24 protein-coding genes and 1 tRNA gene are annotated in these 26,883 nt (G+C 62.4%); 20 read left to right on the top strand and 5 right to left on the bottom strand.

Going from position 1 to position 26,883, the window contains the following annotated elements; all coding sequences use genetic code 11:
• The gene (locus IB249_RS19745) at positions 1 to 531 is read right to left on the bottom strand and encodes an NfeD family protein (protein WP_192307399.1); all 531 of its coding nucleotides are present in this window, start codon (positions 529 to 531) and stop codon (positions 1 to 3) included.
• Positions 532 to 790: 259 nt separating this feature from the next.
• Between IB249_RS19745 and IB249_RS19750 the strand changes: the two genes are divergently transcribed.
• From IB249_RS19750 to IB249_RS19790, 9 genes are all read left to right on the top strand, one after another.
• Positions 791 to 1,252 carry an aminoacyl-tRNA deacylase gene (locus tag IB249_RS19750; protein WP_192307400.1) on the top strand — a complete coding sequence of 154 codons (462 nt, stop codon included), beginning with the start codon at positions 791 to 793 and terminating at the stop codon, positions 1,250 to 1,252.
• Positions 1,253 to 1,354: 102 nt separating this feature from the next.
• Entirely contained in the window at positions 1,355 to 1,600 is a 246-nt protein-coding gene (locus IB249_RS19755) for a DUF2789 domain-containing protein (RefSeq protein WP_192307401.1), read from the top strand.
• 117 nt (positions 1,601 to 1,717) lie between these two features.
• Complete coding sequence (locus tag IB249_RS19760; protein ID WP_192307402.1) at positions 1,718 to 2,146, top strand: MarR family winged helix-turn-helix transcriptional regulator; 429 nt, start codon at positions 1,718 to 1,720, stop codon at positions 2,144 to 2,146.
• The gene (locus IB249_RS19765; protein ID WP_192307403.1) at positions 2,143 to 4,215 is read left to right on the top strand and encodes an FUSC family protein; all 2,073 of its coding nucleotides are present in this window, start codon (positions 2,143 to 2,145) and stop codon (positions 4,213 to 4,215) included. Before IB249_RS19760 ends, IB249_RS19765 begins: the two co-directional genes overlap by 4 nt.
• Positions 4,212 to 4,421 (top strand): DUF1656 domain-containing protein, encoded by a 210-nt coding sequence (locus IB249_RS19770; protein ID WP_008034684.1) that lies wholly within the window; start codon positions 4,212 to 4,214, stop codon positions 4,419 to 4,421. Before IB249_RS19765 ends, IB249_RS19770 begins: the two co-directional genes overlap by 4 nt.
• Positions 4,418 to 5,305 (top strand): HlyD family secretion protein, encoded by an 888-nt coding sequence (locus IB249_RS19775; RefSeq protein ID WP_192307404.1) that lies wholly within the window; start codon positions 4,418 to 4,420, stop codon positions 5,303 to 5,305. Before IB249_RS19770 ends, IB249_RS19775 begins: the two co-directional genes overlap by 4 nt.
• A complete protein-coding gene (locus IB249_RS19780) occupies positions 5,302 to 6,750 on the top strand; it encodes an efflux transporter outer membrane subunit (protein ID WP_192307405.1) in 1,449 nt (482 codons plus the stop codon). The genes IB249_RS19775 and IB249_RS19780 overlap by 4 nt, the downstream gene beginning before the upstream one ends.
• An 82-nt stretch (positions 6,751 to 6,832) precedes the next feature.
• Positions 6,833 to 7,468: an NADH:ubiquinone oxidoreductase subunit N gene (locus IB249_RS19785; RefSeq protein ID WP_192307406.1), complete on the top strand. Its 636-nt coding sequence runs from the start codon at positions 6,833 to 6,835 to the stop codon at positions 7,466 to 7,468.
• Positions 7,469 to 7,737: 269 nt separating this feature from the next.
• A complete protein-coding gene (locus IB249_RS19790; RefSeq protein WP_192307407.1) occupies positions 7,738 to 9,243 on the top strand; it encodes a YdgA family protein in 1,506 nt (501 codons plus the stop codon).
• Positions 9,244 to 9,246: 3 nt separating this feature from the next.
• On the opposite strand, the gene IB249_RS19795 is transcribed toward IB249_RS19790, so the two are convergent.
• Positions 9,247 to 10,773, bottom strand: a complete 1,527-nt coding sequence (locus IB249_RS19795) for an apoptosis inducing factor family protein (RefSeq protein ID WP_192307408.1) — start codon at positions 10,771 to 10,773, stop codon at positions 9,247 to 9,249.
• A gap of 139 nt (positions 10,774 to 10,912) precedes the next feature.
• Between IB249_RS19795 and IB249_RS19800 the strand changes: the two genes are divergently transcribed.
• From IB249_RS19800 to IB249_RS19830, 7 genes are all read left to right on the top strand, one after another.
• Positions 10,913 to 11,473, top strand: coding sequence for a YbhB/YbcL family Raf kinase inhibitor-like protein (locus tag IB249_RS19800; RefSeq protein WP_192307409.1), 561 nt, complete (start codon positions 10,913 to 10,915; stop codon positions 11,471 to 11,473).
• 86 nt (positions 11,474 to 11,559) lie between these two features.
• The gene (locus IB249_RS19805) at positions 11,560 to 13,248 is read left to right on the top strand and encodes a vWA domain-containing protein (RefSeq protein ID WP_192307410.1); all 1,689 of its coding nucleotides are present in this window, start codon (positions 11,560 to 11,562) and stop codon (positions 13,246 to 13,248) included.
• Position 13,249: 1 nt separating this feature from the next.
• A complete protein-coding gene (locus tag IB249_RS19810; RefSeq protein ID WP_192307842.1) occupies positions 13,250 to 13,810 on the top strand; it encodes an RNA polymerase sigma factor in 561 nt (186 codons plus the stop codon).
• A complete protein-coding gene (locus IB249_RS19815; protein ID WP_192307411.1) occupies positions 13,807 to 14,409 on the top strand; it encodes a hypothetical protein in 603 nt (200 codons plus the stop codon). Before IB249_RS19810 ends, IB249_RS19815 begins: the two co-directional genes overlap by 4 nt.
• 19 nt (positions 14,410 to 14,428) lie before the next feature.
• Positions 14,429 to 14,692 carry a hypothetical protein gene (locus IB249_RS19820; protein WP_225607123.1) on the top strand — a complete coding sequence of 88 codons (264 nt, stop codon included), beginning with the start codon at positions 14,429 to 14,431 and terminating at the stop codon, positions 14,690 to 14,692.
• Between the two features lie 402 nt (positions 14,693 to 15,094).
• Positions 15,095 to 16,735, top strand: a complete 1,641-nt coding sequence (locus tag IB249_RS19825; protein ID WP_192307413.1) for a methyl-accepting chemotaxis protein — start codon at positions 15,095 to 15,097, stop codon at positions 16,733 to 16,735.
• A 417-nt stretch (positions 16,736 to 17,152) separates the two neighbouring features.
• Complete coding sequence (locus tag IB249_RS19830; protein ID WP_192307414.1) at positions 17,153 to 17,467, top strand: DUF6124 family protein; 315 nt, start codon at positions 17,153 to 17,155, stop codon at positions 17,465 to 17,467.
• Between the two features lie 215 nt (positions 17,468 to 17,682).
• On the opposite strand, the gene IB249_RS19835 is transcribed toward IB249_RS19830, so the two are convergent.
• Positions 17,683 to 17,759, bottom strand: a tRNA-Arg gene (locus tag IB249_RS19835).
• A 348-nt stretch (positions 17,760 to 18,107) separates the two neighbouring features.
• Between IB249_RS19835 and gabD the strand changes: the two genes are divergently transcribed.
• From gabD to IB249_RS19850, 3 genes are all read left to right on the top strand, one after another.
• Complete coding sequence (gabD, locus tag IB249_RS19840) at positions 18,108 to 19,550, top strand: NADP-dependent succinate-semialdehyde dehydrogenase (protein ID WP_192307415.1); 1,443 nt, start codon at positions 18,108 to 18,110, stop codon at positions 19,548 to 19,550.
• A gap of 188 nt (positions 19,551 to 19,738) precedes the next feature.
• The gene (gene gabT, locus IB249_RS19845) at positions 19,739 to 21,016 is read left to right on the top strand and encodes a 4-aminobutyrate--2-oxoglutarate transaminase (RefSeq protein ID WP_192307416.1); all 1,278 of its coding nucleotides are present in this window, start codon (positions 19,739 to 19,741) and stop codon (positions 21,014 to 21,016) included.
• 138 nt (positions 21,017 to 21,154) lie between these two features.
• Positions 21,155 to 22,375 carry a response regulator gene (locus tag IB249_RS19850; protein WP_192307417.1) on the top strand — a complete coding sequence of 407 codons (1,221 nt, stop codon included), beginning with the start codon at positions 21,155 to 21,157 and terminating at the stop codon, positions 22,373 to 22,375.
• A gap of 81 nt (positions 22,376 to 22,456) precedes the next feature.
• On the opposite strand, the gene IB249_RS19855 is transcribed toward IB249_RS19850, so the two are convergent.
• Positions 22,457 to 23,446, bottom strand: coding sequence for a GGDEF domain-containing protein (locus IB249_RS19855; RefSeq protein WP_192307418.1), 990 nt, complete (start codon positions 23,444 to 23,446; stop codon positions 22,457 to 22,459).
• Between the two features lie 144 nt (positions 23,447 to 23,590).
• Positions 23,591 to 24,778 carry a delta-9 fatty acid desaturase DesA gene (gene desA, locus IB249_RS19860; protein WP_192307419.1) on the bottom strand — a complete coding sequence of 396 codons (1,188 nt, stop codon included), beginning with the start codon at positions 24,776 to 24,778 and terminating at the stop codon, positions 23,591 to 23,593.
• Between the two features lie 146 nt (positions 24,779 to 24,924).
• Here desA and dibA point away from each other — a divergent pair, with 146 nt between their 5' ends.
• Complete coding sequence (gene dibA, locus IB249_RS19865) at positions 24,925 to 26,856, top strand: phosphodiesterase DibA (RefSeq protein WP_192307420.1); 1,932 nt, start codon at positions 24,925 to 24,927, stop codon at positions 26,854 to 26,856.
• Positions 26,857 to 26,883: the final 27 nt, after the last annotated feature.

The raw sequence follows: 26,883 nt of genomic DNA on the forward strand, positions 1-26,883 counted from the left end.
TCATTCTCCACCGGGCGCCGCGTCAGCCGCGGCCACTTGCAGCAATAACCCCTGGCGCGCCACCACGCGAACCCGCTGTCCGGGTTGCAGTGGCGTGGCGCTGAGTATTTGCCACTGTTCACCTTGCAGATGCACCCAGCCGTTGCAGGCATTGCCGGGTTGCAGCGACGTCACCGGCGTCACGCTGCCCACGAGCCCGGCATCGCCACTGACGGTGTGACGCGGTCGGGTTTTCAGGGCGTGGATCAGCAGGGCAACTAGCAGCAGCGCACTGAGCAATCCCAGGCCGATCATCAAGGGTTCAGGCAGCTCGGTACGGGTCAGGATCACCGCGCCGATGACGAACATCACGATGCCGCCCAGGCCGATGACCCCGTAGTTGGGCAGCGCCGCTTCGGCGATCAGAAACGCAATGCCGAAGACGATCAACCAGATCCCGACCGGGTTGGGCGCGAGCACGAGGGTGTCCGCCGCCAGCGCCGATCCGCTCAAGGCCAGCAACAATGCCATGGCACAGCAACGAGTGTTCACGTGACCCTCCCTGCGGGAGCGTGCTTGCTTGCGATGAGATGGGCGAGGGAGCCGCCGATGCAGTCGATGCGCGTCATCTTCAGCGCCCTGCGCTAAATACAGTCTAGTCGAGCCATGGGTTGCTCGAAATTTGATCAGCCGACGCCGCTCCAGTGAGCGGATTTCCCGCGCGATGCCGGCATCGCGCCTAGACTTTTGAATGACGAGCAACGCTTTTATCCACCGTCTGCCAGCGTCGCTGCGGACACCGAGGTGCATCATGCGCATGGCAAGAACCGTGCAGAGCAGCCTGGAAAAGGCTCGCTGCGAATTTGACATCGTTGCCCACCCTCACTCGGCCAGCAGCCTTGAAACGGCGCGGGTCGCGGGCATTCCTGCCGAGCGGGTGGCCAAGTCGGTGGTCCTCGACGACCACCATGGTCATTACCTGATGGCCGTGCTGCCGGCCAGTCGTCATCTGGACCTGTCCAAAGTGCGCAGCAGTGGCGAATGGCAGATCACCCGGGAAAGCAACCTGGCGCATCTGTTCGAAGACTGTGAACGGGGCGCTGTGCCGGCACTGGGCGAATCCTACGGCCTGGACATGGTCATCGACCCGATGCTGACCCGGCAGAAAGACATCTACCTGGAGGCCGGCAACCACAACAACCTGCTGCACATGAGCATGCCGGAGTACCTGAAAATGGTGCCGCATGCCGAGGTGCGGGAGTTGAGTCACTGAGTGTTATCCGATCGCGGGCAGGCTCGCTCCCACAGCGCTCACCGCGTACCTGTGGGAGCGAGCCTTCCCGCGATATTTCAACCACCCACTAAGGAACACACCATGCAATCCCCCACCCACAGCCTACCGTCCCTGTTCAAGCAACTGGGCCTGCCCAGCGACCCCGTCAGCATCGATCAATTCATCGCCACCCATTCGCCGTTGAAGCCCGAGCTACACCTGGCCGACGCCTTTTTCTGGAGCCAGAGCCAGGCGGCGTTTTTGCGCGATGAAATCCTGGATGATGCGGATTGGGCGGAGGTGGTGGATCAGTTGAATGTGCTGCTGAGGAAGGGGCGGGGGCTGTAGGGTGCTGGTCGGAGAATTGTTTCAAAACTTGACCGAGATTCCCGGCCAATGTCATATTGATAGTTAGCAAACTAACAGTGTGTTTTTCCTGTGCCAAAAAACCTCGACGCTCTCCAGATGAATATCAGCAGCTCCATGGTGGTGGCCGCGCGGCATTGGCGCAAAATCTGCCAGACCACACTGGTCAACTATGGCATCTCCGAAGCCTGCGCCGTCCCGTTGTTGATGATCGGGCGGCTGGGCGAGGGTGTGCGGCAGGTGACGGTGGCGCAGGCCGCCGGGATGGAAAGCCCGTCGCTGGTGCGTCTGCTCGACCAGTTGTGTCACGCCGGCTACGTGTGTCGCACCGCCGATGCGCAGGACCGCCGGGCCAAATGCCTGAGCCTGACCGACACCGGTCGCGAGCTGGTGCAGGCGGTTGAAATCGAGCTGGTGCGCTTGCGTCACGAAGTGCTGGAAGGCATCGCCACCAGTGATCTGGAAGCGGCCTTGCGGGTACTGAGAGCTTTCGAAGCGGCCAACGCTCCCGCGGTGGTGAACCCTTGAGCGGATTCTTTACCGGCGTTCCCCCGGCACGGGACTGGTTCTACGGTGTGCGCACGTTCGCCGCCTCGATGATCGCGTTGTACATCGCCCTGCTCATGCAGATGCCGCGCCCGTATTGGGCGATGGCCACGGTCTACATCGTTTCCAGCCCCTTCGTCGGCCCGACCAGTTCCAAGGCGCTGTACCGCGCGGTCGGTACATTGCTCGGCGCCGCCGCAGCGGTGCTGTTCGTGCCGATGTTCGTGCAGAGCCCCTATGTGCTGGTGCTGGTCATTGCGCTGTGGACCGGGATCCTGCTGTTCCTGTCCATGCACCTGCGCACCGCCAACAACTATGCGCTGATGCTGGCCGGCTACACCTTGCCGTTGATCGCCCTGCCCGTGGTGGACAACCCGTTGGCGGTGTGGGACGTGGCCGAGGCGCGCACCGAAGAGATCTTCCTCGGCATCGCCGTGGCGGCGGTGGTTGGCGCGATGTTCTGGCCCCGGCGGCTGGCGCCGGTGTTCAACGATTCGGTGAGCAAATGGTTCGCCGATGCCTCGACCTACAGCCTGCGCTTCCTCAGCCGCAATGTGCAGCCCGAAGAAATCGGTGCGTTGCGCTCATCGATGGTGGCCACCTTCAACACCCTGGAACTGATGATCGGCCAGTTGCCTCACGAGGGCGCTCGTCCGCAAACCGTGCGCAACACCAAGGAACTGCGCGGACGGATGATTCACCTGCTGCCGGTGATCGATGCCCTCGACGACGCACTCTACGCCCTCGAACGGCGCACGCCGGAACTGGTGGACCGATTCGCGCCGCTGCTGGCGGCCACCACGCAATGGCTCGAGCACAAGGACGCCGACCTCGGGCGCTGGCAAGCGCTGAAGGATCAGCTCGAGGCGCTGCAGCCGTCCGCCGAAGCACTGGACGATCGCAAGCAACTGCTGTTCTCCAACGCCCTGTATCGACTCGGCGAATGGATAGACCTGTGGCAAGACTGCCGCAGCCTGCAATACGCCATCCAGTGCGAGAGCCAGGACAGCTGGCACGCGGTGTATCGGCACTGGCGCCTGGGGCGGCTGTCACCGTTTCTGGATCGTGGGCTGATGCTCTACTCGGCGGCGTCCACCGTCACCGCGATCATCGTCGCCTCGCTCCTGTGGATTCTGCTCGGCTGGACCGACGGCGGTGCTGCGGTGATTCTGGCCGCGGTGGCCTGCAGCTTCTTCGCCTCGATGGACGACCCGGCGCCGCAAATCTACCGGTTCTTTTTCTGGACCGCGATGTCGGTGCTGTTCGCCAGTCTCTACCTGTTTCTGGTGCTGCCCAACCTGCATGATTTCCCGATGCTGGTGCTGGCGTTTTCCGTGCCGTTCATTTGCATCGGCACCCTGACGGTCAAGCCGCAGTTCTACCTGGGCATGCTGCTGACCCTGGTCAACACGTCGTCGTTCATCAGCATTCAGGGCGCTTACGACGCGGACTTCCTCAGCTTCGTCAACTCCAACCTGGCCGGGCCGGTCGGTTTGCTCTTCGCCTTTGTCTGGACCCTGATCGCCCGACCGTTTGGCGCAGAGCTGGCGGCCAAGCGCCTGACCCGTTTCAGCTGGCGCGACATCGTCAGCCTGACCGAGCCGGCGACACTGGCCGAACACCGGCAACTGGGCGTGCAGGTGCTCGACCGTCTGATGCAGCACCTGCCGCGCCTGGCTATTACCGGACAGGACACCGGCATCGCCCTGCGTGAAGTGCGCGTTGCGCTGAACCTGCTCGACCTGCTGGCCTACACCCCGCGGGTGCTTGGCTACCCGCAGGTGCTGCTGCATCAGGTGGTGGCCGAGGTCGGCGAGTACTTCAAGGCCTGCCTCAAGGCTGGCGAGCGCCTGCCGGCGCCCAGCGCCTTGTTGATGTCGATGGACCGCACGCGTCGCGCCCTCAATCAGGAATGCGATGAAGACGCCCGTTTTCAACTGCTGCACGCCCTCAGCGGCTTGCGCCTGGCCCTGTTGCCCGGTGTCGAATTCGTCGGCAGCGGCGAAGTCGAAGAACCGCTTCCCCATGGCATCGATGGAGCGCCTTTATGATCGGTGATCTGGATATCAGCGGGGTATTCCTGCCCACGCTGCTGGTGCTGATGGGCATTACCTATGTGATTTACCTGCTGGTGCACGGCCTGCTGACGCGCCTGCATTTTTACCGCCTGGTCTGGCACCGGGCATTGTTCAACGTGGCTCTCTACGCCTTGCTGCTTGGCGCGGTGGACTCACTCAGTCGATACCTGATGACATGAAAAAACCTTTTTTGACCCTTGGCCGTGTGGTCCTGACGCTGTTGATCGTGAGCTTCGCGGTCGTGGTGGTCTGGCGCATGGTCATGTACTACATGTTCGCGCCCTGGACCCGTGACGGGCACATCCGCGCCGACATCGTGCAGATCGCGCCGGACGTATCCGGGTTGATCCAGCAAGTGGAAGTGCGCGACAACCAGTTGGTCAAGCGTGGCCAGGTGCTGTTCAGCATCGACCAGGACCGTTTCAAACTGGCCTTGCGCCAGGCCAAGGCGGCGGTCGCCGACCGTCAGGAAACCCTGGCGCAGGCCCAGCGTGAAGCCAAGCGCAACCGTGGCCTGGGCAACCTGGTGCCGGGCGAGCAACTGGAAGAAAGCCAGTCGCGAGTGGCCCGTGCCGAAGTGGCGCTGATGGAAGCGCAGGTGGCGGTCGACAGCGCCCAGCTCAACCTCGACCGTTCGACCGTGCGCAGCCCGGTGGACGGCTACGTCAACGACCGCGCCCCGCGCGTTCAGGAGTTCGTCACGGCCGGGCGACCGGTGTTGTCGGTGGTGGACAGCAATTCGTTTCACATCGACGGCTATTTCGAAGAAACCAAACTCGACGGCATCCATGTCGGTCAGTCGGTGGATATCCGCGTGATCGGCGACCGCGCCCGCCTGCGCGGGCATGTGGAAAGCATCGTCGCCGGCATCGAGGACCGCGACCGCAGCAGTGGCAGCAACCTGCTGCCCAACGTCAACCCGGCGTTCAGCTGGGTACGGCTGGCCCAGCGGATTCCGGTGCGGATTGCCTTCGACGATGTGCCGGCGGACTTCCGCATGATTGCCGGGCGGACGGCGACCGTGTCGATTATCGACGACCAGCCGCAGGAGCCGGGCAAATGAGCAGGGCCTCGGGGTTGGCGGTCGCCGGATTGGGCTTGCTGCTGTCGGCGTGCCAGATGGTCGGGCCGGATTATCAGGTCCCGCAAGATGCGGCTGTTCAGCGCGAAGATTTTCAGGGCGAGTTGGCCGTGAACGGCAAGCCGGTGGTCTCGGCACCGGTGCCAGCCGATTGGTGGCGTCTGTATCGGGACCCACGGCTCAATCAATTGGTCCAGCAGGCGTTGGCCTCCAACACCGACCTGCGTGTGGCGGCTGCCAGCCTGCTGCGGGCGCGAGCGCAGGTTGACGAAGCCGAGGCCGCCGGTGGCTGGAGCGGCGGCATAAAAATGGGCGCCCAGCGTTTGCAGGAGTCCGGCGAAGCGTTCCTGTTGCCCGAGAAAGTGCCGGTGGCCAACATCGGTGATATCGGCATCAGCGCGTCCTACCAATTCGATCTGTTCGGCACGCTCAAGCGCGGGATCGAGGCCGCCAAGGCCAATGCCGACGCGACGCAGGCCGCTGCCGATACCGCCCGCATCACCTTGGTGGCCGATGTGGTGCGGGCCTACACCCAGGTGTGTGCGGCCAACGAAGAGCGGGAAATTGCCCAGCATTCCCTCGACCTGCAATCGCAAAGCACCACGCTGATCCAGCGCCTGCGCGATGCCGGTCGTGGTGACGAAACCCAGGTCACCCGTTCGCAGACCCAATTCAAGTCCCTGCGTGCCGAGATGCCCCGCTACGAGGCTTCGCGTCAGGCCGGGCTGTTCCGCCTGTCGATGTTGCTGGCCCGGCCGGTCGATCAATTGCCGGCCGGCACCGCCAATTGCGCGCAGCTGCCGAAAATCGCGCAGTTGGTGCCGGTGGGCGATGGCGCCTCGCTGCTCAAGCGCCGCCCCGATATCCGCCAGGCCGAGCGTCGACTGGCCGCCGCGACCGCCGGTATCGGCGTCGCCACTGGTGAGCTGTACCCGGACATCCGCATCGGCGCGACCATCGGCACTGTCGGTATCCTGGAAAACCTCGGCGAGCCTTCCACCAATCGTTGGGGCTTTGGCCCGTCGCTGAGCTGGAGCGTGCCGACCAACGGCGCCCGGGCACGAATCCGAGAAGCCGAAGCCGTGACCCAGGCAAGCCTGGCGCACTTTGATGGCGTGGTGCTCAACGCCATCCGTGAGACCCAGACCAGCCTGGCGCAGTACGCAGCGTTGCTGCAACGTCGCGAGGCCCTGGCGGACGCCGAGCAATCGGCGAAGCTGGCCGCCGACCAGACTCACCGGTTCTTCCAGGCCGGGCGCGAGTCGTTCCTGGCCGACCTGCAGGCGACCCGCACCTACACCGACGTCACGGCGCAACTGGCCGCCGCCAACACCCAGGTTGCGTTGAGCCAGATCGATTTGTTCCTGGCCCTCGGCGGCGGTTGGGAAAGCGGACGAACGCAAGGCTCGAACGCCAGCAAACCCTGAGGCCGTTGCTATGCTTTGACTTGATGAGGTCGCGCGTCGATCTCATCAGTCAAGGCTCGCGTTGGTCATGGGGACTCTAATAATGAAAAACCCTTATGCTCCCGGCTTCTGGTGCGCTATTGCGGCATTGGTTCTGCTGTCAGCCACCTATTTCTACGGCGTCATGCTGGCGCATCAGCTCGACAAGGCGATGGTGTTTCTCGACAGCGCAGCCGCGCTGATCGCGGTCATGGCCATCGTGGTCGTGGCCTGGTCTTCGCTCCAGGGCCAGCGCATCAAGAAAAGACACCTCGAACAAGGCAAGACCCTGGTGCTGATCTGGGACACCAAGGTCGCCTTGCGTCGGGTGGAAACGGTGTTCGACCGGTATTTCTGGGGCAGCTATTGGCAACCGGGGCGCACGTTCCAGGAAGTCATGGGCGAACTCACCGGCACCCCTCTGGAAAAAAGCCTCGAAACCCTGAAAAAGCAGTGCCTCGCCCTGGACCAACAGGTGTCCGAAGACGGACGGCACTGGCTGAACAATGCCCGCGAGCTCTCGGACGTCGCCTCGGCCATGGCCCGCGAACGCTATCAGCTGGACTTCTGCGACCCGCGCGCGGATGTGACGGGTGGGGCGGTGATCAATCGGGATTTCGAAGTGCTGGTGTACACGTGGACGGCGCGGCTGAAAAGTTTCGATCACCAGCTCGATGAGATGGAAGTCCAGTATTCCTGACGTGATATCGCTATCTCGAGCAGGCTCCCCCCACAGGGGAATGCAATTCAGGCTGTGGGAGCGAGCCTGCCCGCGATGGCGATTCAACAACTGCCACAACGCTCCAGCCACCCCCACGCCCGAAAGACACTCTTTAACCTTTAAACATTGGGCCAGCCGGTGCGCCTGATGCTAACCTGCTTCGCACTTTCATCGCAGTCGTGTTCATCACCCGTCAAGGGTTCAGGGAAGACGACCACACCTCAAACACGGACATTGACGGATCATTCATGAATAAATCAGCAGGCGTGCTTCTGGGAATTGTTGTGGCCATTGGCGTCATCAGCGCGGGCGGTGCCTGGTACACCGGCACCCGGCTCGAAGGGGTTCTGAACAGCTCGATCGCCGATGCCAACAAGGAACTGAAAGCCGCGCTGGTGGGTTCCAACGGGACGGCCTCGCTGGAACTGGTGTCGCTGGAGCGCCACCTGTTCAGCAGCACCGCGCACTACCGCCTCAAGGGCGAGGGCGAAGTGTTCGGCGAGGCGCCGGTCGAATTGCTGTTCGTCGACAACATCGAACACGGCCCGTTGCCGTTTTCGCGACTGGTCTCGCTGAAATGGCTGCCGGTCATGGCCACCAGTCACTACGCGCTGGAAAAGACCCCCATCACCGAGAAGTGGTTCGCCGCCGCCAAGGACAAGTCGCCGCTCACCGGCGTGGTCAACATCGGTTACGACAACGCCACCAATGGCACGTTTGAGTTGTTGCCGCTGGACGTGGCCCTGGACGACAAGTCCAACCTGAAATTCTCCGGCCTGAACCTTGAGGTGTCGGCCAGCGCCCAGGCGCAGAAAGTCAAAGCCAACGGCTACATGGACAACTTCACGCTGACCACCGTCGACGAAACCCAGGCCCCGGTCAAAATCGTGCTCAGCGGGCTGACAGTGGCCAGCAACCTGGTGAAAAGCACGTACGGTTTCTACGTCGGCGAGAACACGCTGGAGCTGACCGACAGCCAGACCACGTTCGGCGCGCAACAGTCGGTGTTGGGCATCAAGAAATTCGAAATGAAGAACCAGACCGAAGAGTCGGGCACCAACGCGGCCGGGCGCGCCGATTACAAGATGGGCGAAGTGTCGCTGAACGGCAAGAAAGTGGGTTCCGCCCAGTTGGCCATGAGCCTGAAGAACCTCGACATCCCGGCAACCCTGTCGTTGATGCAGGTGTATCAGACCAAACTGCAACCCTACGAAAAAGCCGCTGCCGAAGCGGCCGCCGCCGGTGAGCCCGCGCCCGAGCTGGTGCTGACGCCCGCCGAAGAGACCCAGGTCAAGGCCGACCTGGAAAAACTCCTGGCGGCCGGTCCGCAGGTGGCGCTGGAGAAGTTTGCGTTCACCACCGCCAACGGGGAAAGCCGCGCCAACCTGGTGCTCGACCTGACCAAGCCGAAATCCATGGACCTGCCGCCAGACCAGTTGATCAAGCAGTTGATCGCCTTGCTGGACGTCAATATCCAGGTGTCCAAACCGATGCTGGTCGACGTGTTCAGCGTCCAGGGGCAGCTCGACGGGCAGACCGACGCCAAGCTCATCGTTGACCAGGCCAAGGCCACCGCCGACATGTTCGGCGCCATGGCGGTGGGCACGCAGTTCGCCACCCTGGACGGCACCAACATCGTCAGCAAGCTGCACTACGCCAACAATGAAGTGGAGTTCAACGGCCAGAAGATGACCGTCGAGCAGTTTGTCGGCTTCGTCATGAGCAAACTGGGTGGCGTCGAAGTCGCCGAGTAACGGCTAGACGTCACGGATCAGCCGCCAGGCCTCATCGACCGGCAGCGGCTGTTTCATCCGTTCGGCCAGCATCGCCATCGCCCGCTCTTCATCGCAGGCGATGGCGGCGGCGACCACGCCGTTCCTGCCGAACAGGCCAATGAACGGCGGATGGTAAGGATCGCCCTTGAACTCGACCTCGTCCCAGGCGTCGGCGTGTCCGAGGTAGTCGTAGTTCTTGCCGAAGTGCCAGGTCCAGAAGTACGGCACATCCAGATAATGCTCGTCGCCCCCCAGCATGTTGGCCGCGGCGATTCGCGCCTGTTGTTGCGCCAGGCGCCAGTGCTCGATTCGTTGCAGTTGGCCGTTGAGGGGAAAGGTGGCGATGTCGCCCACCGCCCACAGCCCTTCGCTCACTTGCATGCCGCTGTCGACTCGCAGTGACAGGTCCTGTTCCATGGGCAGTCCGGCAAACGGCTCGGTTGCGGGGCTGACGCCGATACCGACCAATACCAGGTCCGCTGGCAGACGCTGGCCGTTTTTCAGCGTTATCGCCTCAACCCTGTCGTTGCCCTCGATCTGCGCGGCTTCACTGTCGGTATGAAACACCACACCGTGGGCGACATGGCGCGCAAGGATCGCCTTGCCAACGGTTTCGCCGAACTGTTTGGCGAAGGGCACTGCATGGCGGGCCAGTACTGTCACGTCGAGCCCGTGTTCGCGCAGGGCCGCAGCGGATTCCAGGGCAATGAAACTGTCGCCGATGATCACCGCCCGCTGGCCGGGGCGGGTGGCGTCCAGAATCGCCCGTGCCTGGTCTTTCGAACGCAACACAAACACCTGCGGCAGCTCGGCGCCGGGCAGGTCGAGTGGTTTGGGGGTGCCGCCCGTGGCGATTAACGCGGCGTCGTAGGTCAGGGTCTGGCCATCCGTCAGGCGCACGCTGCGGTGCTGCGCATCCAGGCTCGCGACGTGCCCATTCAAGCGCTCGATACGTTGCTCGCGATAAAAACTGTCTTCGCGCAGAGCGGGTATTTCCTCGGGGGGCATTTGGCCGGCGATCACGAATTTGCTCAGGACGGTGCGGTCGTAGCCGGCCTGCGCTTCGCGGTCGATCAACACCACGCGACCGCCGAAGCCTTTTTCCCGCAACGCCGCTGCCGCCGCCGTGCCCTCCGCACCGGCGCCGATAATCAAGAAAGTGCGGGGATCGTCGGCCGGTGGGGTGTGCGGATCGGGCAGCGGCTGCTCATCGACCCAGACTTCGTCGCCGCGCATTTCCAGGGGGTAGCGCTTGAGGCTGTCCAGCGAGGGCGGTTCGCACAAGGCACCGTCTTCGATCCGAAACGCGGCCTTGTGCCACGGGCAAATCAGGCGGCCGTGACACAGCGCGCCCTCGGCCAGCGGCGCGCCGGCATGCGGGCACTCGCCCTGATAGGCGCGCAGTTGATCGCCCACCCGCAACAGGAGGATCTTGTTGTCGCCAGCGCGCACTTCCAGGCCTCGGTGCTCGGGGATATCCGCGAAACGGGCAACACGGTGCAGTGCCATGATCGTTCTCCAGGCAGGCGTTTCACTTAAGAGTTCGGGCTTTATTCCGAGGTTCAGCCAAATCCGGCTGCCACCGCACGAGCGGTCCGGCTATAGTTTGCACGCCGACCACGGCCCCACCCGCACAAGGTGCTCCGGTATGACTCGATTGACCTCTCTGAACCCTTGGCTGGCGGCTTTTGCCGTTACCCTTTGCGTGCAGTTTCCGGCACAGGCCGCAGAACGCTTCACCGTCAGCATGCCTGGCGTGACCGACAACCGGCTGTTCACTTCGGTGGCGGCCAGCGATGCCAGTGGCTGCGGCGGCAAGAACCAGTCGCCGGCCCTGAGCTGGAGTGCCGGCCCCTCGGGCACCCTGAGCTACGCCGTGGTCATGCACGACCCAGACGGCGCGAAAGGTCAGGGCGTCGATCACTGGATTCACTACGGCATCAAGGCCAGCACCCGGCAGATCCCGCCCGGCGCGGGCACCAAATCCACCTTCGAAGGTGCGGCGGGCACCAACAGCAAGGGCACCGTCGGCTACATCGGGCCATGCCCGCCAGTGGGCGACAGCTCCCATCACTACATCGTCCAGCTCTACGCCCTGGATCTGGCCCCCGACGCTTTGCCGGCTGGCCTGACCCGCGCGCAACTGCTGGAAAAAATCAAAGGCCACGTCCTGAGAAACAGCAGCGTGGTGCGGCGTTATCACCGCTGAAATTTTTTCAGCGGGTTTAACCCGAACCGGTTCGGCGGCGCGTCTCAGAGGATGAATGGATCAATTTCCTCCTGAGGTCAGCCCCCATGTCCCTCCCTTCGTATTTCCTCCGCCCGGTCGCCCAGGGTTTCGCCGCCGGGTGGTTGCTGGCCGTCGCCGGTTGTGGTGTTTCGTCCACGCCTGACAAGACCGTCGTGTCCGCTGCAGTGGCGCCTGCGCCCGTGATGCAGGAAGCGATCATGGCCGATGCGGCGCTGAGCAAGCGCAGCGTGCGTGCGGCGCCGATGGCCGGATTCGCTGCGGAGTCAGCGCCATCGGGCTATCGAGACGAGCCGCGCGAGCAGTATCAGGCGCTGGCGGACAACCCGATTCACAGCGTGGCCGAGGCACCGGTTTCCACCTTCGGCGCCGACGTCGACACCGGCGCCTACGCCAACGTGCGCCGCTTGCTCAACCAGGGCCGTTTGCCACCCGAGGGCGCGGTACGTCTGGAGGAAATGGTCAATTACTTCCCCTACGACTATGCGTTGCCGGCCGATGGCTCGCCGTTTGGCGTGACCACCGAGCTGGCCCCGTCGCCGTGGAACCCGCACACCCGCCTGCTGCGCATCGGCATCAAGGCCTCGGACCGCGCGGTGGCTGAACTGGCCCCGGCGAACCTGGTGTTTCTGGTGGACGTGTCCGGTTCGATGGACCGCCGCGAAGGCCTGCCGCTGGTCAAGAGCACGCTGAAACTGCTGGTCGATCAACTGCGCGAGCAGGATCGAGTGTCACTGGTGGTCTACGCCGGGGATTCGCGGGTGGTCCTGGAGCCAACTTCCGGACGGGAAAAAGCGAAAATTCGCACCGCCATCGATCAATTGACGGCGGGAGGTTCCACCGCCGGGGCCTCGGGCATCGAGCTGGCTTATCAACAGGCGCAACAGGCTTATATTCCCAAGGGCATCAACCGTGTGCTGCTGGCCACCGACGGGGACTTCAACGTCGGCGTCAGCGACTTCGACAGCCTCAGGCAAATGGCTGTGGATAAGCGCAAGACCGGCGTTTCCCTGACCACCCTGGGTTTTGGTGTGGATAACTACAATGAACAGCTGATGGAACAACTGGCCGATGCCGGCGATGGCAACTACGCCTACATCGACAACCTGCGTGAAGCGCGCAAGGTGCTGGTGGATCAATTGGGTTCGACGCTCACGGTGGTGGCGAAAAACGTCAAGCTGCAAGTGGAGTTCAACCCGGCGCAGGTCAGCGAATACCGCTTGCTGGGTTATGAAAACCGCGCCCTGAAACGTGAGGACTTTACCAATGACAAAGTCGATGCCGGTGAAATCGGCGCAGGGCATACGGTGACGGCGTTGTACGAAATTGTGCCCAGGGGCGAGAAGGGTTGGCTGGAGCCGTTGCGCTACGGCAAGCCGGACGTCGTGATATCCGACCGTCAGGGGGAAATGGCGATGCTGCGGGTGCGTTATCAGTTGCCGGAGGGTGGCGACAGTCGCTTGATCGAGCGGCCGATTGCAGGCGCTGCATCAGGCAAGGCCAGCGACGACCTGCGATTCGCGGCGGCGGTGGCGGCGTTTTCCCAGCAACTCAAGGACGGGCGTTACACCGGCGGGTTCAGCCTGAAGGACACCGAGGCCCTGGCGCGTGGTGCCCGGGGTGAGGATCGATTCGGTTTGCGCGCCGAGTTCGTGCAGTTGGTGGAGTTAGCGCAAAGTCTGCGCACCCCCACGACCGCGTCCAACAGTGATCCGGTTGCAAGCAATGACAACTGACATGTCGGCGCTGAGCGACGAAGCCCTGCTGGCCCGGTATCGTGCCGGCGACGGGCCGGCGTTCGAGATTTTGTACGCTCGCCACCGGCAAGGCCTCTATCGGTTTCTGCTTGGCCTCAGCGGCAAAACCGAACTGGCCGAAGAGGTTTACCAGGACACCTGGCTGAGTCTGATCCGCAGCACCAGCCAGCCACAAGGTCGGGCGAATTTTCGGACCTGGCTCTACCAGATCGCCCGCAATCGCCTGATCGATCAGTGGCGCAAACACGGAATCCACAACCCTTTGCACGACAGCTATGACGAACAGCTCCACGCCGTGGGCGACGAAGCGCCCAACCCCGAACAGTTGCTGAACCTGAGCCGCGACCATCAGCGCCTCGCAACCGCTTTGCACACCTTGCCCACCGACCAGCGCGAAGTGTTCCTGCTGCGTGCCCACGGCGAACTCGACTTGCCGCAGATCGCCACCCTCACCGAAACACCGCTGGAAACGGTCAAGAGCCGCTTGCGTTACGCCCAGCAAAAACTGCGTCGGCTGCTGGCCGAGGAGGTACTGACATGACTGACGCCCGTCCTGCACCCGAAGAACAAGTGCTTGAGCATTACCGTGAACAGGCGCCAGGCGAACCGCCGGCCCATCTGGATGCGTTCATCCTCGCGGCCGCGCACCGTGAAGTCCCCGCGCCAAAACCGAACCTGTGGCAACGCTGGGTCCGGGCTTGCCAGAGACCCCGATGGCAGGTCGCTTTCGCCAGCCTGGTCGGCGTCGCCCTGATGCTGGCGCTGGTGCAACCCGCGCCGGAGCGGGAATCCGCTGGCGACTTCGCCCCCAAAGCGTCCGCACCGATCACCAAAAAGGAGTCCATGCAGGCGCCAGCGTCAGTCGCGCGCTCATTGTCCGCGCCGGCCCCGGCTGCACCGATGGCCGATTTCGCCGCCCCTGCGCCGAGCGAGTCGATCAGCGCCGAAAGGGCCGACGAAGCAACAGTCAGCAAGCGCGCCGCCGTCCCGGTGAAAACCCTGGATGAGCAATTGCGTGAAGTGCTGCGCCTGCGCAAGGCCGGCCAGGTCAAGGCGGCAGATGACTTGATGGCGGCGTTGCACAAACGCTTTCCCCAGCAAGATCTCACTGCGCGGCTCAAGCAACTGAAGGAAAACTGAGGCATGAAGTGCCAGTCATTTGGCATCGTCCGACGAAAACGCGCACTATCGACGCATAGCCGATGCGTTGGAGGATGCCGTGGCAAAAAAAATCGATCGCATCGCGCAAATGCTCAATTGCCCGGACAAGGGCGAGGAACTGCGACGAGCCATTACCGAGAGTCGTAAGGAGTTTCTGCTGGCGAAGCAGGCCGAAGAAGCCCTCGACGACCACGTCGTTGAAGAAGAGGATTTCCAGGACGACGAGGATGATTACGACGAGTTTGACTGGACCACTGAATGAAATAAACCACTTCGGCGGTTTTATAAGGATGGAAGTTTTTCCGGTTAACCGAACAATATAATTAACATTTCGTCCTGTGGCAGTTATTGGCAGCCGGGTTTTATCCAGGGTCGTCGTTGTAACAATGCCGGTCAATGGAGCGGCCAGCGATAAGCTCATCTGTAGATCAGGCGCGGATTCGCCCGGTGCCCCAGGATTCCGGAGCTTGGGGCGCTGGCGAAACTGTCAAATTCCTTTTTACACCGGGTTGTATCTCGCAGAACTTGGAGAGGTTGGAATATCGAACGCCGGTTATCGAAAGTGTAAGTGCAGGCGAACTGCCACTAATGTTTTCGATGTCAGGTCCGATAAAAATGATACTCGCCCAGCTTGGATTGCCGGGCATTCATTGGATTCTCCGCCATGTTCCTGCGTAATCTGCGCCTGCAAACCAAGCTGTTGTTGGCACTGACGGTTGTCAACTTGATCAGTATTGCGTCCTTCATCAGTTACGCCCAGTACTCCAAATCCGAAGATATTCGTCAGCAGATCGATAACCGCCTGCGGACCGTCGCGTACGCGGTGCCGCGCCTGCTCGGTGAGGACTATCTTGAACGCACACGCCAGGTCAGCGGCCTGAAAGCGGGAGAGTACGAGGCGCAGGTACAGAATCTTGGCGAGTACGCGGCGCAGGTCGATCTCAAGTACGCCTACGGCCTGATGGTCGATGGCCAGGGGCAAGTGTTCTACCTGGCCGACAGTGCCAGCGCCAAGGACATCGCCAGTGGCACCTACTCCAAACACCTGGAGCACTATGTCGACGCCAGCCCCGCAGTGGTCGAGGCGGCCCGAAGCGGTCAGGCGCAATTCGATGAATACACCGACAGCTATGGCAGTTTCCGCTCCATTTTCCTGCCGCTGCGCAGCGCCACCGGGCAGCCCTTTGTCGTCGGTGTCGACGTCACGCTCGACGCCCTTGCACAGGCCATCCAGGCCAGCCTCCACCGCTTGTTGTTGATCGGCGCTGCGACCTTCATGGTCGGGCTGCTGCTGTCCTGGCTGGCCGCGCGCATGCTGGTGCGTGGGATTCATCACCTCACCGGCCAGTTGAACCACATCGCCGAGCGGCGGGATTTGTCCACGACCGTCACCGTCCTCAATGGCGATGAAATGGGGCAGATGGGCACGCACCTGTCGAGCTTGCTTCAGGACCTGCGCCAGACCCTGGGCAGCGCTTCCGGCATGGCCGACAGCAATCAGCGGCTGGCGGAAATATTCCTGCAGCTCTCCGACGAGATTACCCAGCGCATCCAGCAGGCGGGCGGGCAGTTGGCCGATATCAATCAGCACGGCCAATCGATTCGTCAGGCTGCCGAGGATTCCTCGAGCCTGGCCGACACCGTGCGCGGCGACCTGCAATCCGCGGTCGGCGAGTTGAGCCGAACCCATCAGGAGTTGCAGCGGCTGATCGGCGACGTGCACCAGAGCACCTCGGCCAGTATCGAGCTGGCGGGCGACCTGCAACACCTGAGCCGCGAGGCCGAACAGATTGGCCAGGTGTTGCAGATGGTTGCCGGGATTTCCGACCAGACCAACCTGCTGGCCCTCAACGCCGCCATCGAAGCCGCGCGTGCCGGTGAAGCCGGGCGCGGTTTTGCGGTGGTCGCTGACGAAGTGCGCAAGCTGGCCGCACAAACCCAGGGAGTGCTGGGCGATGCCAACCAGGTAATCAACAGCGTCACCAGCGGTATTCGCCAGATCGCCGAACGCATGGGCAGTACCGCCGAACAGTCGCGCACCCTGGCCGTGACCTCCGACAGCACCCTGGGTGTCATCGATGGGTTGGTGCAGCAGATGGGCCGGGTCAGCGATACGATGGATCGTGCGCTGACCAGCAGTGAAGAAATCCAGCACGCGGTCACCGACATCGCCGGCCGTCTGGGCGGCATGCATGAAACCTTCGAACATACCCACCAGGGAATTGCCGAAATCCATGATTCGGCCACCGCACTGGGCAGCACGGCCCGGGCGCTCAAGGGCGGGCTGAGCGTGTTCCGGACCTGACTGCCCGCGCTGCCCGGACCTGCATCGCTAGCAGGCTCGCTCCTACAGAAATGGCGTTCCGGCCAATGGTAGTGGGGGGATGTTTAACCGGGCAGGGCGTTACTTCCTGCAAGCTACAAAGGCTTGCGTCGTTGCCTACGGCCACGCCAGAATCCGCCGGCTTGTGCGCTTTGGGACCGGTCGGTAGTTTGATTCGCATCACTGGTTGTCAGTGATCGGGTTTAGCAGCTCGCAGCGGTTAGTGAAGTGCATGGCATCCTCTTCAGTCAGGTGACGCACCTGTACTTCAATGGCGGCTGTGCGTGGGGCGCCCTCGGGCGCGCCGGTTTGCTAACTCCCCGGTCTGCTAACCCGCGCACAGCCGCCACCATCGTTTAGCAGCGACGCGTGAACGGCTCCACTTCTGGAGTTAGTCAAATGTCCAAGACAGTCCCCGACCCACCCATCTCCGAACCGGAGCAACCTGAAAGCCAAGGTTCGCTCTTCACCGTGAGCCCCCACATCAACACCGAAACCCTGCTCGCCAACGCCTCGGAAGACCTGCTGTCGATCCGCGCGCTCGCCGCCGACCTCGCCGACGAGGTGGACAGCTCGCGCCGCTCAATAGCCCTGGCCATCAACCGTATGGCCGACGGTGTGCACCTGCTGGTCGAGCGAGCCCTGGATCATCTGGACGACCCGGCAATGGCCGCCATTTTCGCCAGACAACAAAACCGCGTCGCTGACGCGTAGGCATCGGCCGTCAGGAATGGGTACCGGCTCATGTGGGGTGGAGCGAGACCGCCTTGTCGGCGAGGGTGGTGCACAACGCAGCCACCCGGCATCCGGCGGCCCAAGTAATCGTTGGCAAGCGCCGACAGGTCTCGTGCCCACAATGACGACGATACGGTATGGCGCCCACAAAAAAGCCCCAGACCTTGCGGCCTGAGGCTTTCTCGTTTTGACTATGGTGCACCAGGCGGGATTCGAACCCACGACCCCTGCCTTCGGAGGGCAGTACTCTATCCAGCTGAGCTACTGGTGCAACGCGGGCGCCATGATACTCATATGCATGGCAGGCGTCCATGCTGCTGATTCGACGGTGCTTTTTCAAAGCGTAACCCGGGTTTGCTACGCTGATCCGAAAAAAGCGGCAAAGGCGGCGTTTTCGTTCTTTTTTTCGAACAGGCTATTGTCCTTTACCCCCTTTGATCCTAGGATTCGTTTGAGATTTCAAACGCTCTTGTCTGGGTGCTGAACCGCACGAACCCTTTGCGTGCGCTTTTTGTGTGCCTGCACCCGGTGAATGATTTCCCTGACGGCAGCCTTTTTGGCGCCTTTCTACAATCATAATTTGCTCCGCGCGCGCGCGGCGCTGTTAAGGAAAGCCGACATGCAGCTTAAAGACACCCTGTTGTTCCGCCAGCAAGCCTTCATTGATGGCGCTTGGGTCGACGCGGACAGCGGTCAGACGATCAAGGTCAACAACCCGGCAACGGGCGAAATCCTGGGCACCGTGCCGAAAATGGGCGCTGCCGAAACACGCCGCGCGATCGAAGCGGCCGACAAGGCCCTGCCGGCCTGGCGTGCACTGACCGCCAAGGACCGCGCGAACAAGCTGCGTCGCTGGTTCGAACTGATCATCGAGAACCAGGACGACCTGGCGCGCCTGATGACCCTCGAGCAGGGCAAGCCATTGGCTGAAGCCAAGGGCGAAATCGTTTATGCCGCGTCTTTCATCGAGTGGTTCGCCGAAGAATCCAAGCGCATCTACGGTGATGTGATTCCGGGCCACCAGCCCGACAAGCGCCTGATCGTGATCAAGCAGCCGATCGGCGTGACCGCCGCGATCACCCCGTGGAACTTCCCGGCCGCGATGATCACCCGTAAAGCCGGCCCGGCCCTGGCCGCCGGTTGCACCATGGTGCTCAAGCCTGCTTCGCAAACCCCGTTCTCCGCTTTCGCCCTGGCCGAACTGGCCCAGCGCGCCGGCATCCCGGCCGGTGTGTTCAGCGTGGTGACGGGCAGCGCCGGCGACATCGGCAGCGAGCTGACCGGCAACCCGACCGTGCGCAAGTTGTCGTTCACCGGTTCGACCGAGATCGGTCGTCAACTGATGTCCGAATGCGCCAAGGACATCAAGAAAGTGTCCCTGGAACTGGGCGGCAACGCGCCGTTCATCGTGTTCGACGACGCGGACCTGGATAAGGCCGTCGAAGGCGCAATCATTTCCAAATACCGCAACAACGGCCAGACCTGCGTCTGCGCCAACCGCCTGTACATCCAGGACTCGGTCTACGACGCGTTCGCCGAGAAGCTGAAAGCGGCGGTCGCCAAGCTGAAGATCGGCAACGGTCTGGAAGAAGGCACCACCACCGGTCCGCTGATCGACGAGAAAGCCGTGGCCAAGGTGCAGGAGCACATTGCCGACGCCGTGTCCAAAGGCGCGACCGTGCTGTCCGGCGGCAAGTCCATCGAAGGCAACTTCTTCGAGCCGACCATCCTGACCAACGTGCCGAAAAATGCGGCCGTGGCCAAGGAAGAAACCTTCGGTCCATTGGCGCCGCTGTTCCGCTTCAAAGATGAAGCGGAAGTGATCGCGATGTCCAACGACACCGAATTCGGCCTCGCTTCGTACTTCTACGCTCGCGACCTGGGCCGTGTATTCCGTGTGGCTGAAGCCCTGGAATACGGCATGGTCGGCGTCAACACCGGGCTGATCTCCAACGAAGTCGCGCCGTTCGGCGGCATCAAGGCCTCGGGCCTGGGCCGCGAAGGCTCCAAGTACGGCATCGAAGATTACCTGGAAATCAAATACCTCTGCCTGGGCATCTAAACGTCCTGGCAAGGCATGGCTTCAAGCGCAAAGGGCACGAGAGCGCTGTCCCTTTGCGCCGCTTCAAACGGCAATTTCTTTGCGGCCGGGAACGCTGTGGCAGTCGATCATCGCATGCTGCCACCGTTGACTCCCCGCCGCGTCATCCTTGAACCACGCCGCCCGATGAGCGGTGAATGAGGACTGTAATGAGCAAGACTAACGCAGATTTGATGGCCCGCCGTGTCGCCGCTGTTCCACGTGGCGTTGGCCAGATTCACCCGATCTTCGCCGAGTCGGCGAAGAACGCCACCGTGACCGACGTCGAAGGTCGCGAGTTCATCGACTTCGCCGGCGGCATCGCCGTGCTGAACACCGGCCACGTGCACCCGAAAATCATCGCTGCCGTGACCGAGCAACTGAACAAGCTGACCCACACCTGCTTCCAGGTACTGGCCTACGAGCCGTACGTGGAACTGTGCGAAAAAATCAACGCCAAGGTGCCGGGTGATTTCGCCAAGAAAACCCTGCTGGTCACCACCGGCTCGGAAGCGGTGGAAAACGCCGTGAAAATCGCCCGTGCCGCCACGGGTCGTGCCGGCGTGATCGCGTTCACCGGCGCTTACCACGGCCGTACCATGATGACCCTGGGCCTGACCGGTAAAGTCGTGCCTTACTCGGCCGGCATGGGCTTGATGCCAGGCGGTATCTTCCGCGCCCTGTACCCGAACGAACTGCATGGTGTGAGCATCGATGATTCGATCGCCAGCATCGAGCGCATCTTCAAGAACGACGCCGAGCCGAAGGACATCGCTGCGATCATCATCGAGCCGGTTCAGGGCGAAGGTGGTTTCTACGTCGCGCCGAAAGAGTTCATGAAGCGCCTGCGTGCCCTGTGCGACCAGCACGGCATCCTGCTGATCGCTGACGAAGTGCAAACCGGTGCTGGCCGTACCGGCACCTTCTTTGCCATGGAGCAGATGGGTGTCGTGGCCGACCTGACCACCTTCGCCAAATCCATCGCTGGCGGCTTCCCGCTGGCCGGTGTCTGCGGCAAGGCCGAGTACATGGACGCCATCGCTCCAGGCGGCCTGGGCGGCACCTATGCCGGTAGCCCGATCGCTTGCGCGGCGGCCCTGGCCGTGATGGAAGTGTTCGAAGAAGAACACCTGCTCGATCGCTGCAAGGCAGTGGGCGAGCGTCTGGTCACCGGCCTGAAGGCCATCCAGGCCAAGTACCCGGTGATCGGTGAAGTCCGTGCCCTGGGTGCGATGATCGCCGTCGAGCTGTTCGAAAACGGCGACAGCCACAAGCCAAACGCTGCCGCCGTGGCATCGGTTGTGGCCAAGGCGCGCGACAAGGGCCTGATCCTGCTGTCCTGCGGCACCTACGGCAACGTATTGCGCGTGCTGGTACCGCTGACTTCGCCGGACGAGCAATTGGACAAAGGCCTGGCAATCATCGAAGAGTGCTTCTCCGAGCTGTGAGTGCAGCGCTGCGATGAATGTGTGACCTGATCGACAAAAAACCCGCTTCGGCGGGTTTTTTTTGCCTGCGAAACACACTGGCCTGTTTCGAATCGCCCGCATTGACTAAGGTGCACGTATTGAGAGGGAGCTTTGTGCATGACTGCTGTTGATCTACCTGCTGTACCCCGGGTGCTGATTGCCGAGGCCGATCCCTGGTCGCGTGATCTGCTCAAGCAAGTCTTGCTGAAGGTGCGCTGCGATGCGCGCCTGGACCTGTGTGCCGACGGCAAGGAGGCGCTGGCGCGCCTGGCGGAGAACGCTTACGACCTGGTGATTGCCGACTGGGAGCTGCCGGGCGTGGATGGCTTGAATGTCCTGCGCGGTGTGCGTCAGCGCAAACGCAATCCACCCTTGCCGTTTATCCTGATGAGCAACCGCAGCGACAGCGCCAGCGTGCGCGAAGCCTTGCCGCTGGCGCCCACGGCGTACCTGACCAAGCCGCTGAACATGGACAGCCTGACCCAACGCTTGCAGGGTTTGCTGCTCGACGCCGGCGAAGAGGTGTTCTGCGAGGTCCCGGCGCTGGCGCCGGGCATGACGCTGTCGGTGTTTCTTGAGCGTCGACGCGAACTCACCGACGGCGCGCCGCTGATGACCGACGTGCAATTGGCGGTCAAGCGCAGCCTCAACCCCAATGGCCTCGATCTGACGCTGCTGGAGGATGAAATCCGTAATGATCCACAGATCACGGCGGTGCTGATCGCCGCCGCCAACAGTGCGGCCCAGCATCATGGCGCTGCCGTGCAAACCCTGCCCCAGGCGCTGCAGCGCCTCGGCACCGGGCAGAGCATGAACCTGATTCTCGGCCTGGCGTTGAAGCGCAGCGCGCAACTGAGTGATCCGATCCTGGCGGACTATGCCGAGCGTTACTGGGGCCTCTCGCTGCACACCGCCGAGTACGCCCGCACGTTGGCACGCCTGCTGGATCTGGATCAGGAGCGCTGCTATTGCGCCGGCATGCTGCACCGTTTGGGCGACCTGGCGTTGCTGCGCTGTTTGCAGGAGTGGCGGCAGGCCGGCGGAGTGCTGGATGAACAGGAAGAAATCGGTGAGGCGCTGGTCGAGTTCGGCGCCGCCTACGGTTCGGCGCTGCGCACCCGCTGGCGCCTGCCGCTGGAGCTGCGCGAGCTGATTGCGGCGGTCTACCAGCTCGGTGGCGGGGTGTATTCGCGCGAAGCGCTGGTGATGAACATGGCGGCGCAGCTGGCACGCCTGAACGAGCATGAGGGCCTCGAGGAACTGGCGAAAAGCCGCACGGCGCGCCTGCTCAAGATCGGTTTGCCGGAGTTGACGCGGATGCGCAAGAAGTCGGGATGAGGGATCTCACCCGTGGGAGCGAGCAGGCTCGCTCCCACAATGGCTTGTCGCGCAAAAGATCGGTGGTGCTCAGGCAAGCTGTCAGCCGGAGATGATCCGGTTCTTGCCCTGGCGCTTGGCTTCGTACATCGCCGCATCCGCCCGGGCAAACAGGCTTTCGATGTTTGCATCCTCAGCGGTCAGGTTGGTCAGGCCCTGGCTGACGGTGATGCCGAATGTCTGGTGCTCATGGCTGAAACTCAGCCGCTGGATTTCGCGCTGCAGGCGTTCGGCCACTTGCATGGCCATGTCGGGGGCACAGCCGGGAAACACCGCCGCGAACTCCTCACCGCCGATGCGTCCAAACACGTCGCCACGACGCAGTGCTCCGCGCCCGGTCTCGGCAATCTGTTGCAGCACCCTGTCGCCGACCGGGTGGCCATAGGTGTCGTTGATCAACTTGAAATCATCGATGTCCAGCAACAGAAACGCCAGCGGCCCGCCTTGTTGGCGTGCCAGTTCGAACTCACGGTGGGCGCAGTCGAAGAAGTGCCGGCGATTGCTGCTCTGGGTCAGGACGTCGATGGTGGCCAGGCGATGCAACTCGCTTTCCATGTTTTTCTTGTCGGTGATGTCTTCGGCAAAACCGACGATGATCACCGGCTGGCCCGGTTCGGCCTGGCGGTTGATGAAGCACTTGTCGCTGAGCCAGCGCACCTGGCCGTCGGCGGCGATGATGCGGTACTCGCGGTCTTCGACGGCGCCTTTGTCCAGCACCTCGGCGAGGCTGCGCTCGGCGTACTCCAGATCGTCAGGGTAAATGCTGTCTCGCCACTGGTTGTAGTCGGCCAGCAGCAGGCCTGCGGAACGGCCGAAAATCCGTTCGTAGGCGGGGCTGACGTAGAGCACCTCACGGGTTTCCCAGTTGAAAGCCCACAGTACGGCGTTGACGGTCACCAGCAGGGAGCTGAACAACTGTTCGCGTTCGCTCAGGCGTGCGACTTCACCCTGGGCATGCATCAATGCCATCAGGGTCTGCGCGGCCTCGGGCCATTGGGGCAGGGGTGAGTCTTGCAGGTTCTTGTTGACCATCGACACAAATCTCAAAGGGCATGCTGCGTGTTGGCCGCGACCACAGCCAGGCCCGCCGTAGTGGCGAAGTGTCTTTGAGATAGGGGAATTGCAACGAAGTTCCGAAGGGTGCGCCCGCAAAACCGGGCGCACCGATCAACGGTGTCAGGCGATTGAGCCAGGGCGCAGGGAGTAGGTTTTCAACTGGTCGGCAAAGTCGCGCAGGGACTGGATGCCACTGGCTTCGGCCTCGTGCACCCAATCCTTGATCGCGGCCAGCATGTCGTGACCATTTGCGCTGGTCTTGACCCAGATCTGCTGCAGGGCCAGTCGTTTCTCGTAAATTACCTTCAGCGCGTGGCTGTGCTCGAGCATGGTCTGGATGCGCAGGTGGTGTTTGTCATCGAGCAGGCTGGTTTCTCGCGAAAGCAGGCGTTTGGCCCGGTGAAACTGGTGGCGGACCGAATGATCGACCTTTTCCAGCTCCTGCTTGACCAGCGGCGCGATCACCAGCTTGCGGTACTGGGCCATGATCTGGAAGCGGTTGTTGAGAATGGCCATGGCGGTGTCCATGTCCAGGATGCCCTTGCCTTCGACCCGGTGGGCAATTGGCGCCACCCGCTGAACCTTGGCCAGCCTCAGGAAGCAGAACACCTGGATCCAGGCCCAACCCAGGTCGAATTCCCACTTTTTCACCGACAGTTTTGCCGAGTTGGGGTAGGTGTGATGGTTGTTATGCAGTTCTTCGCCGCCAATCAGGATGCCCCAGGGCACCAGGTTGGTCGCGGCATCGCGGCATTCGAAATTGCGGTAGCCAACGGCATGGCCCAGGCCATTGACCACGCCGGCGGCCCAGATCGGAATCCACATCATCTGGATGGCCCAGATCGTGATGCCGAGGGTGCCGAACAGCAGCAGGTCGATGACGGCCATGAGCGCCACGCCCAGGCGCGGGAAACGGCTGTAGAGGTTGCGCTCGATCCAGTCCTCGGGGCAGTTCTTGCCGTAGATGCGCAGGGTCTCGGGGTTCTCCGCCTCGGCGCGATAAAGCTCGGCACCTTTGCGCAGCACCGTGGACAAGCCCTTGATGACCGGGCTGTGCGGGTCATCGACGGTTTCGCATTTGGCGTGATGCTTGCGGTGGATGGCGGTCCACTCGCGGGTGTTCTGCGCGGTGGTCAGCCACAGCCAGAAGCGGAAGAAATGTTTCAGGCCGGCATTGAGCTCGAGGGAGCGATGGGCTGAATAACGATGCAGATAGACCGTGACACCAATGATCGTAACGTGGGTCATCAGCAGGGTGACTGCCACCAGCGACCAGGGCGACAAGCCGAGAAAACCTTGGTACCACATAGGCTATAGGGCCCTCGAAAAAGAAAAAGACAGCCGTTGCATTATCACTGAGCACACAGATAAAACCAGTCGCCCTTTCAGATAAGAGTCTCTGGATGTTACTTGACCTATAATTCGAGCCTTTTTGTAGACAGGGACAGCACGAAATGTCTGCCACCTATCGCGTCGCATTGCGTGCGGCACTGCTTTATCTGTTGCTGTCAGTGATCTGGCTGCAGTTTAGTGGCTATTTATTGAACAGTTTCTTCGATAACTCCGATGAGCAGTTGCGCTGGCAACTGATCAACGGCTACGTCTGGGTGCTGTTCAGCGCCGGGTTGATATTCCTTGCCCGTACGCAATTGCTCCGTTGCCTGGGCTTTGGCGCGACATTGCGCGAGCACCACGCGGACCGCGAGCGTTTGCGTCAGGCGGCCGCCGTGTTCGACTGCACCCGCGAAGGGGTGCTGGTCACCGACCGCAAGGGCGTGATCGTCCATGTGAACCGCGCGTTCATGCAAATCACCGGTTACCAGGGTGAAGAGGTCCTGGGGCAGGAACCCCGGATGTTCAAGTCCGGCCACCACCCGGCGGCGTTCTACCAGACCATGTTCGAAGCCTTGCAGCGCAGTGGCGAATGGAGCGGCGAAATCTGGAACCGCCGCAAAAGCGGGGAAATCTATCCGCAGTGGCAGACCATCCGCCTGATCCGCGATGACCACGGCGAGCTCAGCCACTACGTCGCCGTGTTCTCCGACATCAGCAAGATCAAGGACTCCGAGCACGAGCTCAAGTACCTGGCTCACCATGATCCGCTGACCGACCTGCCCAATCGTCTGCTGTTCACCGACCGTGCCCAGCAGGCCCTGGCGTCGGCGCAGATCAACAAACGCGGCTGCGCGTTGCTGCTGATCGATCTGGACCACTTCAAGATGATCAACGACAGCCTCGGCCACACCATAGGGGACAAGCTGCTCAAGGCGGTGGCCAGGCGCCTGAAGGCGATGTTCGGGCCGGGGATCACCCTGGCGCGGCTTGGCGGTGACGAATTCGCCGTGCTGGCGGAAAACTGTCCTCAGCTGGTGCAGGCGGCTGCGTTGGCCCAGCGCATCCTCGATGGCCTGAAGGAGCAGTTCCCGATCGATGGGCATCAATTGTTCATCAATGCGAGCATCGGCATCAGCCTGTTTCCCGGCGATGCGCTGAGCGCCGAACAACTGCTGCGCAACGCCGACTCGGCCTTGTTCAAGACCAAAAGCGCCGGCCGTGACGGCTATGCCCTCTACACCGAAGAGTTGACCGCGCATGCGCAGCAGCGCGTCGAGACGGCGTTCGAACTGCGTCGGGCGCTGGAGCAGCATGAACTTCGGGTGTACTACCAGCCGGTGCACGACCTCAAGAGCTGTCGCCTGGTGGGCGTCGAGGCGCTGGTGCGCTGGGAGCATCCACAACGGGGGCTGGTTTCCCCTGCGGAGTTCATTCCCATCGCCGAGCGGACCGGGTTGATCGCCGAGATCGATGCCTGGGTCATGCGCCATGCCTGCGAGCAGATGTGCCAGTGGCAACGGGCGGGGTTGGCGTTGTCGTTCGTGGCGGTGAACGTTTCGTCACGCTTGTTCGCTCGCCACGAGCTGTATCAGCAAGTGGCGCAGGCGCTGCACGATACCGGCCTGGATCCGGCGTATCTGGAGCTGGAAGTGACCGAGAGCGCAGTCATGGACGACCCTGAAGTGGCGCTGGAGCAGATGTACCGCCTGCGCGAACTCGGCGTGCGGCTGGCCATCGATGATTTCGGCACCGGCTATTCCTCGTTGTTGCGCCTCAAGCGCTTGCCGGTGCAGAAACTCAAGATCGACCAGGGCTTCGTCGCCGGCTTGCCCTGGGACGAGGACGATGGCGCCATCGTGCGGGTCATCATCGCCCTGGCGCAGAGCATGGGCATGCAGGTGCATGCCGAGGGGATCGAGCAGGCCGAGCAGGCGGCGTTCATCCTTGAACAGGGCGGTGACCTCGGACAGGGCTACTGGTTTGGCCGCCCGGTGCCGGCCGGGGAACTGGACTGGACGCGAGTGCCGACCATCCCGGTCACCCGCCCCTGATCGTTCTCACCTTCCTATCGATAGCAC

It is taken from the genome of Pseudomonas sp. PDM04 (genome assembly GCF_014851765.1).
Lineage (GTDB): Bacteria > Pseudomonadota > Gammaproteobacteria > Pseudomonadales > Pseudomonadaceae > Aquipseudomonas.

What these genes read in the sequence shown, in the direction of transcription:
- IB249_RS19750 (WP_192307400.1), top strand. Translation starts at nt 791, where the DNA reads ATGCGCATGGCAAGAACCGTGCAGAGCAGCCTGGAAAAGGCTCGCTGC.
- IB249_RS19755 (WP_192307401.1), top strand. Translation starts at nt 1,355, where the DNA reads ATGCAATCCCCCACCCACAGCCTACCGTCCCTGTTCAAGCAACTGGGC.
- IB249_RS19760 (WP_192307402.1), top strand. Translation starts at nt 1,718, where the DNA reads ATGAATATCAGCAGCTCCATGGTGGTGGCCGCGCGGCATTGGCGCAAA.
- IB249_RS19770 (WP_008034684.1), top strand. Translation starts at nt 4,212, where the DNA reads ATGATCGGTGATCTGGATATCAGCGGGGTATTCCTGCCCACGCTGCTG.
- IB249_RS19775 (WP_192307404.1), top strand. Translation starts at nt 4,418, where the DNA reads ATGAAAAAACCTTTTTTGACCCTTGGCCGTGTGGTCCTGACGCTGTTG.
- IB249_RS19780 (WP_192307405.1), top strand. Translation starts at nt 5,302, where the DNA reads ATGAGCAGGGCCTCGGGGTTGGCGGTCGCCGGATTGGGCTTGCTGCTG.
- IB249_RS19785 (WP_192307406.1), top strand. Translation starts at nt 6,833, where the DNA reads ATGAAAAACCCTTATGCTCCCGGCTTCTGGTGCGCTATTGCGGCATTG.
- IB249_RS19790 (WP_192307407.1), top strand. Translation starts at nt 7,738, where the DNA reads ATGAATAAATCAGCAGGCGTGCTTCTGGGAATTGTTGTGGCCATTGGC.
- IB249_RS19795 (WP_192307408.1), bottom strand. Translation starts at nt 10,773, where the DNA reads ATGGCACTGCACCGTGTTGCCCGTTTCGCGGATATCCCCGAGCACCGA.
- IB249_RS19800 (WP_192307409.1), top strand. Translation starts at nt 10,913, where the DNA reads ATGACTCGATTGACCTCTCTGAACCCTTGGCTGGCGGCTTTTGCCGTT.
- IB249_RS19805 (WP_192307410.1), top strand. Translation starts at nt 11,560, where the DNA reads ATGTCCCTCCCTTCGTATTTCCTCCGCCCGGTCGCCCAGGGTTTCGCC.
- IB249_RS19810 (WP_192307842.1), top strand. Translation starts at nt 13,250, where the DNA reads ATGTCGGCGCTGAGCGACGAAGCCCTGCTGGCCCGGTATCGTGCCGGC.
- IB249_RS19815 (WP_192307411.1), top strand. Translation starts at nt 13,807, where the DNA reads ATGACTGACGCCCGTCCTGCACCCGAAGAACAAGTGCTTGAGCATTAC.
- IB249_RS19825 (WP_192307413.1), top strand. Translation starts at nt 15,095, where the DNA reads ATGTTCCTGCGTAATCTGCGCCTGCAAACCAAGCTGTTGTTGGCACTG.
- IB249_RS19830 (WP_192307414.1), top strand. Translation starts at nt 17,153, where the DNA reads ATGTCCAAGACAGTCCCCGACCCACCCATCTCCGAACCGGAGCAACCT.
- gabD (WP_192307415.1), top strand. Translation starts at nt 18,108, where the DNA reads ATGCAGCTTAAAGACACCCTGTTGTTCCGCCAGCAAGCCTTCATTGAT.
- gabT (WP_192307416.1), top strand. Translation starts at nt 19,739, where the DNA reads ATGAGCAAGACTAACGCAGATTTGATGGCCCGCCGTGTCGCCGCTGTT.
- IB249_RS19850 (WP_192307417.1), top strand. Translation starts at nt 21,155, where the DNA reads ATGACTGCTGTTGATCTACCTGCTGTACCCCGGGTGCTGATTGCCGAG.
- IB249_RS19855 (WP_192307418.1), bottom strand. Translation starts at nt 23,446, where the DNA reads ATGGTCAACAAGAACCTGCAAGACTCACCCCTGCCCCAATGGCCCGAG.
- desA (WP_192307419.1), bottom strand. Translation starts at nt 24,778, where the DNA reads ATGTGGTACCAAGGTTTTCTCGGCTTGTCGCCCTGGTCGCTGGTGGCA.
- dibA (WP_192307420.1), top strand. Translation starts at nt 24,925, where the DNA reads ATGTCTGCCACCTATCGCGTCGCATTGCGTGCGGCACTGCTTTATCTG.